The sequence below is a fragment of the Pseudomonas sp. GW822-FHT06D10 genome (genome assembly GCF_058799535.1).
In genome coordinates, this window is the sequence record NZ_JBXALN010000005.1 from 26,621 (window position 1) to 42,568 (window position 15,948).

The window sequence follows — 15,948 nt, forward strand, 5'->3', positions numbered from 1 at the left end:
TTCTTACCATGCGTTTTCATCTGTTCAAGGCCCTGCCCTTTGCCTTAGCCGCCAGCTTTGTGCAGGCTCAAACCCTTCCTGAAGCCATGCAGAAAGCACTGGATGTGCACCCGGAAATCCAAGCCGGCGTTAACAGCCGTCTGGCTGCTGACTACCAGTTGAAAGCCGCCAAAGGTGGCTATCTGCCACGAGTGGACATGCTAGCTGGCTATGGTCGTGAAGGGACGGATAACCCTACGACCCGTGCGGGTACAGGCAGCAATCACTGGGAAACCTTGAACCGCGGCGAGTCAAGTTTGCGTCTGCAACAGATGGTTTTTGACGGTTTTGCCACGTCCAGCGAAGTCGGGCGTCAACAAGCCACCGTCAACTCCCGCGCCTACTCCCTGCTGGGCACCTCCGAGCGCACGGCCCTGACCGTGGCCCAGGTCTATCTGGATGTGCTGACCCGCCGTCAATTCGTGCAACTGGCGGAAGACAACCTGCGCAATCACGAGCGTATCTACGACCAGATCAAGCTGCGCACCCAGCGTGGCGTGGGTAGCGGCGCCGACCTTGACCAGGCTGAAGCGCGGATGGCCCAGGCCCGCAACAACCTGATCACCGAGCAGACCAACCTCGCCGACGCCCAGACCAACTACCTGAGTGCCGTCGGAGAAATGCCGGACCAGCTGGAGCGCCCTGCCAGTTTTATGGCGATGTTGCCGGCCAACCTCGACGAGGCCCGGCACCAGATGCTGGAAAACAGCCCGATCCTGCGTTCCGCCGAGTCCGATATCGTCGCTGCCGAGAAGCAGTACGATGCCGCCAAGTCGGCGTTCTATCCGCGCTTCGACGCGGAGCTGGGGCGTACTGCCGACAACGACCTGGATGGCCAGAACGGCCACAACAATGAATGGCAGGCGATGTTGCGCATGCGCTTCAACCTGTTCGCCGGCGGCAGCAACAAGGCCGACCTGGAGTCCAAGGCCTACCAGTCCAACCAGGCGCTGGATATCCGCAACAACGCCCTGCGGGTGCTGAACGAGGAACTGGGCCTGGCCTGGAACGCCTTGAACAACGCCAACGCCCAGGTGCCGATCGCCCAGCAATACGTGGATCACAGCACCAGCGTGCGGACCGCCTACCAGAAGCAGTTCAGCCTGGGTGAACGTACCCTGCTGGACTTGCTCGACAGTGAAAACGAGTTGTTCACCGCCTCCCGGCGCCTGGCCGAGATCCAGAACATTCAGTTATTTACTCAATATCGAATCAAGGCGACCATGGGCGAGTTGCTCAAAAGCCAGGGAGTGGTGGCACCTATGGCCTCCGTCGTGCAAAGCGATGTGAGGCCCAAGGTCCAGCTGCCCGGGATGAATTGAGCTAATTTCATCCAACCAGCCAGTCAAGAGTGTCGAGCGTGGAATCAGAAGTCAGTGTGCAACTCAGTCATGATCCACGCGGCATGCATGACGATCCCCTTCTGGATGGTTTGCTGACCCTCTGCTTCCTGCACCAGAAGCCCGCCAGTGCGGCGATGCTGACCACCGGCCTGCCCTTGCCATCCCAGCGCCTGAGTGCCGAGCTGCTGCCCCGGGCCGCGGCCCGGGCCGGGCTGCAGGGCCGGGTGCTGCGGCGCAAGCTCGAACAGATTCCAGCCATCGCCATGCCCGCCCTGTTGCTGCTCAAGGACGGCCGCAGCGCGGTGCTGCTGGGCTGGCAGGGTGAAGACCAGGCGCGGCTGCTGCTCAGCGAAAGCGATGGCGGCGAAGTCTGTGTCGACCGCCAGTTGCTGGCCGACGATTACAGCGGCCAGGTGTTCTTCGCCCAGCCCCAGCACAAGTTCGACGTCAACCACGGGTCGCTGATCCCCCGCGCCCGTTCCTGGTTCCGCGACACCCTCAAGCGCTCGCGCTGGCTGTATGCCGACGCCATTGCCGCGAGCCTGCTGATCAACATCATCGCCATGGCCGCGCCGTTGTTCGTGATGAACGTCTATGACCGGGTGGTGCCGAACCAGGCCACCTCGACCCTGTGGGTGCTGTCCATCGGCATCATCGGCGCCTACATCTTCGACCTGATCCTCAAGGGCCTGCGCAGCCTGTGCCTGGACCTGGCGGGAAAGAAGACCGACCTGATCATTTCCGCCACGCTGTTCGAGCGCATCGTCGGCATGGCCATGAAGTACCGCCCGGCACGGGTCGGCAGCTTCGCCCAGAACATCCATGAGTTTCAGAGCCTGCGGGACTTTCTCGCATCCCTGACCCTCACCAGCCTGATCGACCTGCCGTTCACCCTGCTGATCTTCCTGGTGATCGCCATCCTTGGCGGGCATCTGGTGTGGATTCCGGTGCTGGCCTTCCCGATTGCCCTGTGCATCGGCTATGCCCTGCAGAAGCCGCTGGTGGCGACCATGGAAAAGACCATGGCCCTGGGGGCCGAGCGCCAGTCGAGCCTGATCGAGACCCTGGCCGGCCTGGACGCGGTCAAAGTCAACAACGCCGAGAGCGAGCGCCAGTACCAGTGGGAGCAGACCATCGGCACCCTCAGCCGGCTTGAGCTGCGGGTGAAGATGCTGTCCAGCCTGGCGATGAACATCACCTTGCTGATCCAGCAACTGGCCGGGGTGATCATGATCATCTTCGGCGTGTACCAGATCATCGACGGCAACCTCAGCATGGGCGGCCTGATCGCCTGCTACATGCTCAGCGGTCGGGCCCTGAGCCCGCTGGCTTCGCTGTCCGGGCTGCTGACCCGCTACCAGCAGGCGCGGGTCACCATGACCTCCGTGGACCAGATGATGGAGCTGCCCCAGGAGCGCAATTTCGACGAGCGCCCCCTGAGCCGCAGCGTGCTGCAGGGCGCCATCGAGTGCCGGCAACTGAGCTTTACCTACCCGGGGCAGCAGAACCCGGCGCTGAAGAACATCAACCTGATGATCAAGCCGGGGGAAAAGGTCGGCATCATCGGCCGCAGCGGCTCCGGCAAGAGCTCCCTGGCCAAGTTGCTGGTGGGGCTTTACCAGCCGGACTCCGGTGCCCTGCTGGTGGACGGTGTGGACATCCGCCAGATCGACGTCAGCGAACTGCGTCACAACATCGGCTACGTGCCCCAGGACATCCAGCTGCTGGCCGGGACCCTGCGTGACAACCTGACTTCCGGTGCCCGCTATGTCGAGGACGAACTGGTGCTGCAGGCCGCGGAACTGGCGGGGGTCCATGAGTTTGCCAGGCTGCACCCGCAGGGCTATGAATTGCAGGTGGGCGAGCGCGGGCAGAACCTTTCCGGTGGCCAGCGGCAGAACGTCGCCCTGGCTCGCGCGCTGTTGCTCAACCCACAGATCCTGCTGCTCGACGAGCCCACCAGCGCCATGGACAACACCGGCGAAGAGCGCTTGAAACAGCGCCTGGAGGCGGTGGTGCAGAGCAAGACCGTGGTACTGGTCACCCACCGGGCGTCGTTGCTGTCGCTGGTGGACCGGCTGTTGGTGGTGGACCGTGGACAAATCCTGGCCGATGGCCCGAAAGCGGTGGTGATGGAAGCGTTGAAGAAGGGGCAGATCAGTGTTGCTTAAGTCGGGATTCAAGGACTCGATCCGTCGCTATTTCAAAGGCACCGATTCGCTCCAGGGGCAGCCGCTGCCCGAGGTCAACAAGGCACTGATCGAAGATGCGCCGCGGGTTATCCGCCTGACCATCTGGGGCATCATCGCGTTCTTCCTGTTCCTGGTGCTGTGGGCCAACTTCGCGGTGATCGACGAAGTAACCAAGGGCGAGGGCAAGGCGATTCCTTCCTCCAAGCTGCAGAAGATCCAGAACCTGGAAGGCGGCATCGTCTCCGAGCTGTACGTCAAGGAAGGCCAGATAGTCGAGGCCGGCGCGCCGCTGATTCGCCTCGACGACACGCGCTTCCAGTCCAACGTCGGCGAGACCGAGACCGTGCGCCTGTCCATGCTGCTGCGGGTCGAGCGCCTTAGCGCCGAGGTGGATGAACGCGAGTTGAATTTCCCCGCCGAGGCGGTCAAGGAAGCGCCGGGCCAGGCGGCTAGTGAGAAATCCCTGTACCAGAGCCGTCGCCAGCAACTGCATGACGAGATCGGTGGCCTCCAGGAACAGCTGATCCAGAAGCAGCAGGAACTGCGCGAGTTCACCTCCAAGCAGGCGCAATACCGCCAGCAACTGGGTCTGCAGCGCCAGGAAATCGCCATGTCCGAGCCGCTGGTGGCCCAGGGCGCGGTGTCGCCGGTGGAAGTGCTGCGGCTCAAGCGTGCCGAAGTGGAAACCCGTGGCCAGCTGGACGCGACCACCCTGGCGATCCCTCGCGCCGAATCGGCGATCAAGGAAGTGCAGCGCAAGATCGATGAAACCCGCGGCAAGTTCCGCAGCGAGGCCCTGACCCAGCTCAACGAAGCGCGCACCGAACTGAACAAGGCCAGCGCCACCGGCAAGGCCCTGGAAGACCGGGTCAGCCGCACCCTGGTGACCTCGCCGGTACGCGGTATCGTCAAGCAGCTGATGGTCAACACCATCGGCGGGGTGATCCAGCCGGGCAGCGACATGGTGGAAATCGTCCCCCTGGACGACACCCTGCTGGTGGAAGCCAAGATCCGTCCCCAGGACATCGCCTTCCTGCACCCGGGGCAGGAAGCGGTGGTCAAGTTCAGCGCCTATGACTACACCATCTACGGTGGCCTCAAGGCCCGCCTGGAACAGATCGGCGCCGATACCATCACCGATGAAGACAAGAAGACCACCTACTACATGATCAAGCTGCGCACCGACCGCAGCCACTTGGGCACCGATGAAAAGCCGCTGCTGATCATCCCCGGCATGGTGGCCTCGGTGGACATCATCACCGGCAAGAAAAGCATCCTCAGCTACCTGCTCAAGCCGATCATCCGCGCCCGCGCCGAAGCCCTGCACGAACGCTGATCCATGTAAGAAACCACCTGCCAGCCTTGTAGGAGCTGGTTTGCCAGCGAAGGGACCTTGAGAGCGCCTTCGTCGGCAAGCTCACTCCTGCAGCCTGTGTCATGGAGCCGTCGACAGCGCGCCGTCCGCAAGCGCCATGGGCTCCATCGATGGCGTACCGTCCCCAAGCGGTCCATCGGTTGAATCAACATATCGTTATTCAATAACGGTATTTAAATTCGTTTTCTTATATCTATAAAGTTGACTCCCTGCGTACCTGCCGACCAATCGGCGCGCCGCACGAAATGAACCCACACGGGATCTCCGTGAGTTTCTGATCGACGCGCGCGCCCTGGGCGCGCCTGCGCGGGAGTTTCAGTCATGTCTGCATCAGCCAGTGCCGCCTCCATTGCCGCACAAGCTTTCGAAATCCGGCCCTTGAATGGGGCTGTAGGCGCCGAGATCGTCGGCATCGACCTGTCCCGGCCAGTCAACGACCAGGACTTCGCCCGCATCCACCGCGCCCACCTGGACCATCACGTAGTGGTGTTCCGCGACCAGCGCATCAGCCCCGAACAGCAGATTGCCTTCAGCCGTCGCTTCGGTGTGTTGCAGATTCATGTGCTCAAGCAGTTTCTGCTGGCCGGGCACCCGGAAATCCTCATCGTTTCCAACATCATCGAGAATGGCCAGTCCATCGGCCTGGGGGACGCCGGCAAGTTCTGGCACTCGGACCTCTCCTACAAGGAACTGCCGAGCCTGGGCTCGATGCTGCACGCCCAGGAACTGCCAGCCGAAGGGGGCGACACCCTGTTCGCCAACATGCACCAGGCCTGGGACAGCTTGCCCGAGGCGCTGCGCAAGGCGGTCGAGGGGCGCAGCGCCGCCCACTCCTACACGGCGCGCTACAGCGAGACCAAGTTCGAGGGCAACTGGCGCCCGACCCTGACCCCGGAGCAACTGGCCCAGGTCGCCGAGGTGGTGCACCCGGTCGTGCGCACTCACCCGGAAAACGGCCGCAAGGCGTTGTTCGTCAGCGAAGGCTTCACCACCCGCATCGTTGGCCTGCCGGAAGACGAAAGCGCCCAGTTGCTGGCCGAGCTGTATGCCCACAGCGTGCTGCCGGACAACATCTACCGCCATCAATGGCAGCCCCACGACCTGGTGTTCTGGGACAACCGCTCGCTGATCCACCTGGCCGCCGGTTGCCCGAGCCATCTGCGCCGCAAGCTGTATCGCACCACCATCCAGGGCGACGCCCCTTACTGATCAGCCAGGCACGGCAGGAGAACCAGCATGTCCTTATCCATTCCCTTCATTCCCCGCCTCGGCAGACTGGCCACGGCCATCGGCCTGGGTTTCAGCCTGCTGGCCGGCAGCCTGGTCGCGCCTGCGCCGGCCCAGGCCGAAGGCGAGATCCGCATCGCTGAACAGTTCGGTATCGTCTACCTGCTGCTCAATGTGGTGCGCGACCAGAACCTGATCGAAAAGCACGGCAAGGAGCAGGGCATCGACATCAAGGTCGACTGGACCCAGCTGTCCGGCGGCGCGGCGGTCAACGACGCGCTGCTGTCGGGCTCCATCGACATTGCCGGGGCCGGCGTCGGGCCGCTGCTGACCATCTGGGATCGCACCCACGGCCGGCAAAACGTCAAGGCCGTAGCCTCTCTGGGTAACTTTCCCTACTACCTGGTGAGCAACAATCCCAAGGTCAAGACCATCGCCGACTTCACCGAAAAGGACCGCATTGCGGTACCGGCGGTGGGGGTCTCGGTGCAGTCGCGCTTCCTGCAATACGCCGCCGCCAAGCAATGGGGCGACAAGGAATTCAATCGCCTGGACAAGTACACCATCGCCGTTCCCCACCCGGACGCCACCGCCGCGCTGATTGCCGGCGGCACCGAGCTGACCGGGCACTTCTCCAACCCGCCATTCCAGGACCAGGCCCTGGAGAACCCCAATGTGCACGTGGTGCTCAATACCTACGACCTGCTGGGGCCCAACTCACCGACGGTGCTGTTCGCCACCGAGAAATTCCGCAACGACAACCCCAAGACCTACAAGGCCTTCGTCGAAGCGCTGGCCGAAGCGGCCGAGTTCGCCCAGCACGACAAGGGCGCAGCCGCCGATACCTACCTGCGCGTGACCAAGGCCAAGATCGACCGCGCCGCCTTGCTGAAGATCATCGACAACCCGCAGTTCGAGTTCAGCGTGACACCAAAAAACACCTACCCACTGGCGGAATTCCTCTACCGGGTCGGTGCGATCAAGAACAAGCCCGAGTCGTGGAAGGACTACTTCTTCCAGGATGCCAAACCGTTGCAGGGGAGCTGATCGCCATGAACGCCCCCTTGCCAGGCCACACGGCCAGCAATCGCGCTGCCATCGCCCCGGCGCTGTTGGCGGTGGAACAAGTCAGCCTGGAATACCGCACCCCACAGCGGGTGGTGCGGGCCACCCACCAGGTGAGTTTCGAGGTTGATCCGGCCGACCGCTTTGTCCTGCTGGGGCCTTCAGGCTGCGGCAAGTCGACCCTGCTCAAGGCCGTGGCCGGGTTCATCCAGCCCTGTGAGGGCGAGATTCGCCTGCAAGGCCAGCGCGTCAGCCAGCCCGGGCCGGATCGTATCGTGGTGTTCCAGGAGTTCGACCAGTTGCCCCCCTGGAAAACCGTGAAGCAGAACGTGATGTTTCCCTTGCTGGCGTCGAAGACCCTCGGCCGCCGCGAGGCCGAAGAGCGTGCCCTGGAATACCTGGAAAAAGTCGGCCTGGCGGCTTTCGCCGATGCCTATCCGCATACCCTGTCCGGTGGCATGAAGGCCCGGGTGGCGATCGCTCGCGCGCTGGCCATGCAGCCGAAGATCCTGCTGATGGACGAACCTTTCGCCGCCCTCGACGCCCTGACCCGACGCAAGATGCAGGAGGAGTTGCTGCGGCTCTGGGAGGAGGTGCGCTTCACCTTGCTGTTCGTCACTCACTCCATCGAGGAAGCGCTGGTGGTGGGCAATCGCATCCTCCTGTTGTCGCCTCATCCGGGGCGCGTGCGGGCGGAAGTCCACAGCCACCAATACGACCTGCAGAGCCTCGGTGGCGTGGCCTTTCAGCAGACCGCGCGGCGCATCCACCGCTTGCTGTTCGATGAAGGCCAATCGCCGGAAACTGAAACCGAGCTGGATTTCGCCGATATCCGTATCGCTTATTGAGCCGTCAGGCCACCGTTGAACGAGGAATGCCCGATGAGCCACTCATCCCCTGCGCGCGAGGAATACGAAGTTGTCCTGCAGCCCTTGCTGCAAGTGCCCCTGGAGCGCGAGCTGCCCCTGGGGCAGCGCCTCTGGCAACAAGGCTGGTTGCGCAAGAGCCTGATCCTGGTCCTGCTGGCGCTGCTCTGGGAAGCCGTGGCCCGTTACCAGAACAACGACCTGCTGCTACCGAGTTTTCTGCAAACTGCCAGCGCTCTTTACCAGGGCCTGCTCAGCGGCGAATTGCTGGGCAAGGTGGGCATTTCCCTGGTGGTGCTGCTCAAGGGCTACCTGATCGGCATCGTCCTGGCGTTTGCCTTGACCACCCTGGCGGTCTCGACCCGGCTTGGCCGTGACCTGCTGAGCACCCTGACCTCGATGTTCAATCCGCTGCCGGCCATTGCCCTGCTGCCCCTGGCGCTGCTGTGGTTCGGCCTGGGGCAGAACAGCCTGATCTTCGTGCTGGTGCATTCGGTGCTTTGGGCTTTGGCCTTGAACACCTATGCCGGGTTTCTCGGGGTTTCCGAAACCCTGCGCATGGCCGGGCGCAACTACGGCCTCAAGGGCCTGCGCCTGGTGCTGTTCATCCTGATCCCGGCGGCGCTGCCGTCGATTCTCGCCGGGTTGAAGATCGGCTGGGCTTTCGCCTGGCGCACCCTGATCGCTGCCGAGCTGGTGTTCGGCGCCACCAGCGGCAAGGGTGGCCTGGGCTGGTACATCTTCCAGAACCGCAATGAGTTGTACACCGACAAGGTGTTTGCCGGGCTGGCAGTGGTGATCCTCATCGGCCTGCTGGTGGAAAACCTGATCTTCGACACCCTGGAGCGGATCACGGTAAAACGCTGGGGCATGCAGCGCTGAGCTACCTCGTCCGCCAGCCCCCCGACCGTAGGAGCTGGCCTGCCAGCGAAAGCGTCCTCAAGGGCTCTGCAAGGTTCGAGGGCCCATTCGCCGGCAAGCCGGCTCCTACGCGGCTAGTGGGTTCACGGGTAAGGATTGATCTCCCTCATTTTCCTAGGCGCCAAGCCTGCTAGCATTGCGCCTGGATCATCCCTGACCAGTCACGAGTGCTCAGCATGCAACTTCCGGACATGAACCTTCTGGTGGCCCTCGACGCCTTGCTCGACGAGGGCAGCGTGGTGGGCGCGGCGCGGCGCATGAACCTCAGCCCGGCGGCCATGAGCCGGACCCTGACGCGGATCCGCGACGCCCTCGGCGACCCCGTGCTGGTACGTGCCGGACGCGGCCTGGTGCCCACCCCCAAGGCCCTGGAACTGCGCAGCCAGGTGCGCGATGTAGTGGAGCAGGCGGCGCTGGTGTTCCGCTCGGCGGACAAGGTCGACCTGGGTTCCCTGCAGCGGCGCTTCAACGTGCGCGCCAACGATTTTTTCGTCGGCGTGTATGGCGGTCGCCTCATCGATACCCTGGAGCGTCAGGCGCCCCTGTGCGAGCTGCGCTTCGTGCCCGAAGGCGATGGCGATGACGAGGCCCTGCGGGAGGGAAGGATCGACCTGCGGATTAGCAACACCCGGCCCCTGACCCCGGAAGTCAAGGTGCAGAACCTGTTCACCACCGCCTTTGTCGGCCTGGTGCGCGAAGGCCACCCGCTGTTGGACGAAGACATCACCGCCGAGCGTTTTGCCGCGTTTCCCCATATCAGCATGTCTCGTCGGGGCATAGCCCGTGGACCTATCGATGCGGCCCTGGCCGAGCAGGGCCTGGAGCGCCGGGTGCCGCTGATTGCCCCGAGCTTCCACGCCGCCATGTTCATGCTGCCGGATTCGGACCTGATTTTGCCGGTGCCCCAGGAAACCCTGCTCAGCGTCTCGCGCCTGGGCCTGCGCTTGCGTTCGTTCGTGCTGCCGATTTCCCTGCCGACCCTGGTTTTGACCCAGGCCTGGCATCCGCGCTACGACAAGGACCCGGCGCACAAGTGGTTTCGCGAAACCCTGCGCACCTCCTGCCAGGCCACCTGGCAAGAAGCCCAGCCGACCTCCTCGTAGGAGCCGGCTTGCCGGCGAAAGCGGTCTTGAGGGCCCCTTCGCTGGCAAGCCAGTTCCTACGGTCAACAGGGTGAATCATTGCGTCTGGCGCACTTATAAACTGTCGATAAGTCAGTTTTCGTCAGCATCGGCTGTTCATAAACTGCTCTGGTTTTCTTGTCTGGAGCAGTATTTCCATGAGTTCCCTCGCTGTCGCTGCGCCTGCTTCGGTTGAAGCCGCCAGCAAGCCGGCAGCCATTGCACCGCCGGTGTTCGGGCCGCGGATCATCATCGGCCTGGTGGGCGTGCTGCTGGCGGTGCTGGTCTCGGGCCTCAACGAGATGGTGACCAAGATCGCCCTGGCGGACATTCGTGGTGCGCTGTTCATCGGCTACGACGAAGGCACCTGGCTGGTGGCCTGCTACACCGCCACCTCGGTGGCGGCCATGGCCTTCGCGCCCTGGTGTTCGGTGACCTTTTCCCTGCGGCGCTTCACCCTGTGTGCCATTGGCCTGTTCACCCTGCTGGGGGTGCTGTGCCCCTTCGCCCCGAACTACGAAAGCCTGTTGCTGTTGCGCACCCTGCAAGGCCTGGCCGGCGGCGCGCTGCCGCCGATGCTGATGACCGTGGCCCTGCGTTTCCTGCCGGCCAACGTCAAGCTCTACGGCCTGGCCGGCTATGCCCTGACCGCCACCTTCGGCCCCAGCCTGGGCACGCCCCTGGCGGCACTCTGGACCGAGTACGTGGGCTGGCAATGGGCGTTCTGGCAGGTGGTGCTGCCTTGCCTGCTGGCGATGGCGGCGGTGGCCTACGGCCTGCCCCAGGACCCGCTGCGCCTGGAGCGTTTCAAGCAGTTCAACTGGCGCGGCCTGCTGCTGGGCTTTCCGGCGATCTGCATGCTGGTGATCGGTATCCTGCAGGGCAACCGCCTGGACTGGTTCGAGTCGCCGCTGATCTGTGTGCTGCTGGCCGGCGGGCTGGTGCTGCTGGTGCTGTTCATGATCAACGAATGGTCGCAGCCGATTCCGTTCTTCAAGCTGCAGATGCTCGGCATCCGCAACCTGTCCTTCGCCCTGCTGACCCTGGCCGGGGTGCTGGTGGTACTGACGGCGGTGATCATCATCCCGTCCGCCTATCTGGCTCAGGTCCAGGGCTACCGGCCGTTGCAGACCGCGCCGGTGATGCTGGTGATGGCCCTGCCGCAACTGCTTGCGCTGCCCCTGGTGGCAGCACTGTGCAACCTGCGCTGGGTCGATTGCCGCTGGGTGCTGGGGATCGGCCTGGGCATGCTGGTGCTGTCCTGTCTGGGCGGTACGCACCTGACCTCGGCCTGGATCCGTGACGACTTCTATGTGCTGCAACTGCTGCAGATCTTCGGCCAGCCCATGGCAGTACTGCCATTGCTGATGCTTTCCACCGGCAGTATCACCCCGATGGAAGGGCCTTTTGCCTCGGCGTGGTTCAACACTGTGAAAGGCCTGGCGGCGGTGATCGCCACCGGTGTGCTGGATGTGCTGACCACCCGCCGCCTGCATTTTCATTCGACCATGCTGGTGGACAGCCTGGGCAACTCGCCTCTGGTGGACGACGGCGTCGCCGGCCTGGCCCGGCGCCTGCACCAGCAGGCCGTGGTGCTGACCTCCGCCGACCTCTACTACTGCATGGCAGGGCTGGCCGCTGTGCTGATCCTGCTGATTTTCTGGCTGCCGACGCGGATCTACCCACCGCGGGCGCCGACTTGAACGAGACCTTTGTCATGACGACCCAGAACAAACACAAAATCGCCATTGCGGTAGCGGCAGTGGCGGCCCTTGGCGTGTTGGCCTACCTGGCGCTGCCGGGGCTGTTCGGCCGCGCCGGCGAGCAGACCACCAACGACGCCTTCATCGCCGCCGACTACACCCTGGTGGCCCCGCGCGTGGCGGGGTTCATCAAGGAAGTGCTGGTGGAAGACAACCAGCAGGTCAAGGCCGGGCAACTGCTGGCGCTGATCGACGACCGTGACCTGCGGGCCGCGGCCCAGGCGGCGGATGCCGAGACCCTGGTGGCCAAGGCGCAGTTGCAGAACGCCCGGGCGACCCTGGACCGGCAGAGTTCGGTGATCGCCCAGGCCCAGGCTGCCTTGAGCGCGGCCCAGGCCGAGCGAGCCTTTGCCGAGCATGAACTGAACCGCTACAACCACCTGGCCGGGGTCGGCGCCGGCACGGTGCAGAACGCCCAGCAGGCCCGGACCCGCATCGACCAGGCCAGCGCCCGGCTGGCCACCGCCACCGCAGCCCTGGCGGCGGAGCGCAAGCAGGTGGAGATCCTCACCGCCCAGCGCGACGCCGCCGAAGGCGGCTTGAAACGTGCCCAGGCGGCCCTGGAAATGGCCAGCTATGAGTTGTCCTACACGCGCATCGTGGCGCCGGTGGACGGCATGGTCGGCGAGCGTGCGGTGCGGGTCGGTGCCTATGTCACCCCGGGCAGCAAGATCCTTGCCGTGGTGCCGCTGCAGCAGGCCTATGTACTGGCCAACTTCCAGGAAACCCAGCTGACGGCCATGCATGCCGGGCAGGTGGTGGAGGTGCGGGTCGACAGCCTGGGCGGCGAGACCCTGCATGGTCGGGTGGAAAGCCTGGCCCCGGCCACCGGTGTGACCTTCGCCGCGGTGAAGCCGGATAACGCCACCGGCAACTTCACCAAGGTGGTGCAGCGCATTCCGGTGAAGATCCTTCTGGAACCCAACCAGCCGTTGGCCGAGCGGTTGCGGGTGGGCATGTCGGTGGAAGCCAGCGTGGACACCCACAGCTCTGCCACTAGCGCCCGCGAGGTGACCCAGCGATGAGCCGCGAACGCAGCCGTCACAGACGCTCCCACGGGCTCCGCACTCTGCTGGCGCTGAGCCTGCTGTCCCTGGCCGCGTGCAATGTCGGCCCGGATTTCCAGAGGCCCCAGGCGACCCAGGTCCAGGCCTGGTCCGCCCCGGCCCAGGCCGCTGCCAGCCAGGCGGTGGACAGTGCCATGCAGGAGCGCTGGTGGGAGGTGTTCAACGACCCGCAACTGTCGGCCCTGAGCCGTCGCGTCCTGAGCGATAACCTTGACCTGCAACTGGCCACCAGCCGTTTGCAGCAGAGCCGGGCGGCGCGCCAGGTCATCACTGCCGAACGCTATCCGAGCACCTCGGCCAATGGCGGCTACGGGCGCAAGCGCAACAGTGCCGAGGGCCTGAACGACCCTTCGGGGAACAACGGAAAATCGGCCTTCAATCTCTGGGAAGCGGGCTTCTCCGCCTCCTGGGAGCTGGATTTCTGGGGCCGGGTGCGGCGCGAAACCGAGGCCGCCGACGCGACCCTGGAAGTGGCGGAGAACGACCGGCGCGGGGTGCTGCTGTCGGTGCTGGCGGAAACCGCCCAGGACTACATCCAACTGCGCGGCGTGCAGAGCACCCGGGCGGTCACCGAGCAGAACCTCGAGGTCGCCCGGCACAGCCTGAAACTCTCGCAACTGCGCCTGGCCGACGGCGTGGCCACCGACCTGGACGTGGCCGAAGCCGCCGCCCAGGTCGCCACCATCGAGGCTCAACTGCCGGAGCTGCAACAGCGCCAGGCGCAGCTGATCAATGCCCTGAGCCTGCTGCTGGGGGAGCCACCCCAGGCCTTGCACCAGGAACTGGCCAGCGATGCGCCAGTGCCGCAACCGCCATCCCAGGTGGCTATCGGCCTGCCTTCGCAACTGGCCGAGCGGCGTCCGGATATCCGCCAGGCCGAGGCGCGCCTGCATGCAGCCACGGCCAGCATCGGTGTGGCCAAGGGCGATTTCTATCCGCGCATTACCCTGTCCGGCAACTTCGGCTCCCAGGCCCTGCAACTGGCGGACTTCGGTTCCTGGAGTTCGCGGCAGTTCGGCATCGGCCCGCAGTTCAGCCTGCCGCTGTTCGATGGCGGCCGCCTGCGGGGCATGCTCCAGTTGCGCGAGGCCCAGCAGCAGGAAGCAGCCCTGGCCTACCAGCAGACGGTGCTGCGGGCCTGGCACGAAATCGACGACCAACTGACCCGCTACAACGCCAGCCAGTTGCGCCGCGACAGCCTGGCCGAAGCGGTGCGGCAGAACCAGATCGCCCTGCGCACGGCACAGCAGCAGTACATCGAAGGAGTGGTGGATTTCGTCAACGTGCTGACGGTGCAGGGCGCCTTGCTGGCGACCCAGGAGCAGTTGGTGGAAAGCTCGGCCGGAGTGTCCCTGGCCATGGTTGGCCTGTACAAGGCGCTGGGGGGTGGTTGGCAGTCGGTCTACCCATTGCAGGCTGCCAGCCAGCCAGGTTGAAAAGCGTTTTGCCTGGATTGAGAAAAAAGTGTAATGATAATTGCTCTCAATCATGTGCGCAGTTTCATTCATGCAAGCCACCACTGACGGCAACGCTCAACTCCATCGTCTGTATCAGGATCATCACGGCTGGTTGCAGGGCTGGTTGCGCAAGCGCCTGGGCGATCGCGAGCATGCCGCGGACGTGGCGCAGGACACCTTCCTGCGCCTCTTGCTCTCGGGGCGTTTTCCCGGGCAGCAGGAAAGCCGCAGCTACCTGGCGCAGATCGCCCGCAACCTGGTGGTCGACCAATGGCGGCGCGCGCGCATCGAGCGCGCCTACCTGGAAAGCATCGCCCACTTGCCGGAGCCGCAGACCCCCTCCCTGGAAAGCCGCGCGCTGATTCTCGAAACCCTGATGCAGATCGACGCCATGCTCGACCGCATGCCGGACAAGGTGCGCCAGGCCTTTGTCATGTCGCAGTTCGAGGGGCTGGGCTATGCGCAGATTGCCGAGCGCCTGGAGGTTTCCGTCAGCTCGGTGCAGAAGTACATGACCCGTGCGATCCAGGCCTGTTACCAGGTGCTCTACGCAGAATGAAACCTCGTCAGGCACCCATTGCCCCCAGCGTTGTCGAGCAGGCCAGCGAGTGGCTGATGCTGCATTGGGGCGGCGAATTGAGCGCGCAGCAGCGCAGCGCCTTCGACGCCTGGCAGCAGGCCGATCCCGAGCACCAGCGAGCCTGGCAACGCCTGCAGCAACTGCAGCAGACCCTGCAAGGCGTGCCGGAACACAGCACCCATGTACTGTTGGCCAAGGCGCCGGACCAGCAGCGCCGCGCCGCACTGAAGCTGCTCGGCTTGCTGCTGGTGGCCGGTGGCAGCGGCTACCTGGTGCAGGACAGCCAGCCCTGGCGAGCGGCCTTCGCCGCGCAGCGCAGCGCCACCGGGGAAGTACGCCACCTGACCCTGAGCGACGGCAGCCGCCTGGACCTCAACAGCGCCAGCGCCGTCGACCTGCTGTTCAGCGCCAGCGAACGGCGCATCCGCCTGATCCAGGGCGAGATCCTGCTGACCAGCGGGCATGACCCGTCGCGGCCGCTGATCGTGGAAACCCCCGCCGGCGATATCCAGGCCCTGGGCACACGTTTCGCCGTGCGCGAGTTGGACGGCGGCACCCGGGTCGATCTTTACGAAGGGGCCCTGCGGATCAGCCCCCGTCACACCCAGGCCCTGCAACTGAATGCCGGCGAACGCCTGTGGTTCGACGCCGGCCGGGTGTCGGCCCGGCAAGTGGCCCAGGTCAATGCCAGCAGTTGGAGCGAGGGCCGGTTGATTGCCGAACGCCAGCCCCTGGGGCAGTTCGTCGCTGAGCTGTCACGGTATCGGCCAGGGGTGCTGCGCTGCGATGAGCAGGTGGCGGGCTTGCTGCTGACCGGGGTCTTTCCCCTGGCCGACAGCGATGCGGTGCTCGCCGCCCTGGAGCGCTCGCTACCGGTACGGGCCCATGCGGTGACCCGCTACTGGGTAACCCTCAAGCCGCGAGGCTGAATG

13 protein-coding genes are annotated in these 15,948 nt (G+C 64.6%); all 13 read left to right on the forward strand.

The window, feature by feature from the left end:
• Positions 1-8: 8 nt before the first annotated feature.
• The 13 genes from AC1RL5_RS17450 to AC1RL5_RS17510 all read left to right on the forward strand — a co-directional run bounded on the left by AC1RL5_RS17450 (position 9) and on the right by AC1RL5_RS17510 (position 15,945).
• Positions 9-1,361, forward strand: a complete 1,353-nt coding sequence (locus AC1RL5_RS17450; protein ID WP_103408217.1) for a TolC family outer membrane protein — start codon at positions 9-11, stop codon at positions 1,359-1,361.
• 38 nt (positions 1,362-1,399) lie between these two features.
• On the forward strand, positions 1,400-3,553 hold the full coding sequence (locus AC1RL5_RS17455; protein ID WP_011058516.1) for a type I secretion system permease/ATPase: 2,154 nt from the start codon (positions 1,400-1,402) through the stop codon (positions 3,551-3,553).
• Positions 3,543-4,910, forward strand: a complete 1,368-nt coding sequence (locus tag AC1RL5_RS17460) for an HlyD family type I secretion periplasmic adaptor subunit (protein WP_011058517.1) — start codon at positions 3,543-3,545, stop codon at positions 4,908-4,910. The genes AC1RL5_RS17455 and AC1RL5_RS17460 overlap by 11 nt, the downstream gene beginning before the upstream one ends.
• A gap of 360 nt (positions 4,911-5,270) precedes the next feature.
• A complete protein-coding gene (locus AC1RL5_RS17465; protein ID WP_093410257.1) occupies positions 5,271-6,158 on the forward strand; it encodes a TauD/TfdA dioxygenase family protein in 888 nt (295 codons plus the stop codon).
• A 27-nt stretch (positions 6,159-6,185) separates the two neighbouring features.
• Positions 6,186-7,223 (forward strand): ABC transporter substrate-binding protein, encoded by a 1,038-nt coding sequence (locus AC1RL5_RS17470; RefSeq protein ID WP_015633677.1) that lies wholly within the window; start codon positions 6,186-6,188, stop codon positions 7,221-7,223.
• Positions 7,224-7,228: 5 nt separating this feature from the next.
• Positions 7,229-8,089 (forward strand): ABC transporter ATP-binding protein, encoded by an 861-nt coding sequence (locus AC1RL5_RS17475; protein WP_207239892.1) that lies wholly within the window; start codon positions 7,229-7,231, stop codon positions 8,087-8,089.
• 33 nt (positions 8,090-8,122) lie between these two features.
• The gene (locus tag AC1RL5_RS17480) at positions 8,123-8,989 is read left to right on the forward strand and encodes an ABC transporter permease (RefSeq protein WP_011058521.1); all 867 of its coding nucleotides are present in this window, start codon (positions 8,123-8,125) and stop codon (positions 8,987-8,989) included.
• Between the two features lie 215 nt (positions 8,990-9,204).
• Entirely contained in the window at positions 9,205-10,131 is a 927-nt protein-coding gene (locus AC1RL5_RS17485; protein WP_011058522.1) for a LysR family transcriptional regulator, read from the forward strand.
• Positions 10,132-10,307: 176 nt separating this feature from the next.
• The gene (locus tag AC1RL5_RS17490) at positions 10,308-11,852 is read left to right on the forward strand and encodes an MFS transporter (RefSeq protein WP_011058523.1); all 1,545 of its coding nucleotides are present in this window, start codon (positions 10,308-10,310) and stop codon (positions 11,850-11,852) included.
• 14 nt (positions 11,853-11,866) lie between these two features.
• Complete coding sequence (locus tag AC1RL5_RS17495; RefSeq protein WP_011058524.1) at positions 11,867-12,937, forward strand: HlyD family secretion protein; 1,071 nt, start codon at positions 11,867-11,869, stop codon at positions 12,935-12,937.
• Complete coding sequence (locus AC1RL5_RS17500) at positions 12,934-14,415, forward strand: efflux transporter outer membrane subunit (protein ID WP_015633681.1); 1,482 nt, start codon at positions 12,934-12,936, stop codon at positions 14,413-14,415. The genes AC1RL5_RS17495 and AC1RL5_RS17500 overlap by 4 nt, the downstream gene beginning before the upstream one ends.
• A 70-nt stretch (positions 14,416-14,485) precedes the next feature.
• Positions 14,486-14,995 (forward strand): sigma-70 family RNA polymerase sigma factor, encoded by a 510-nt coding sequence (locus tag AC1RL5_RS17505; RefSeq protein WP_011058526.1) that lies wholly within the window; start codon positions 14,486-14,488, stop codon positions 14,993-14,995.
• Entirely contained in the window at positions 14,992-15,945 is a 954-nt protein-coding gene (locus AC1RL5_RS17510; RefSeq protein ID WP_492589465.1) for a FecR domain-containing protein, read from the forward strand. Before AC1RL5_RS17505 ends, AC1RL5_RS17510 begins: the two co-directional genes overlap by 4 nt.
• The last annotated feature ends 3 nt before the right edge of the window (positions 15,946-15,948 follow it).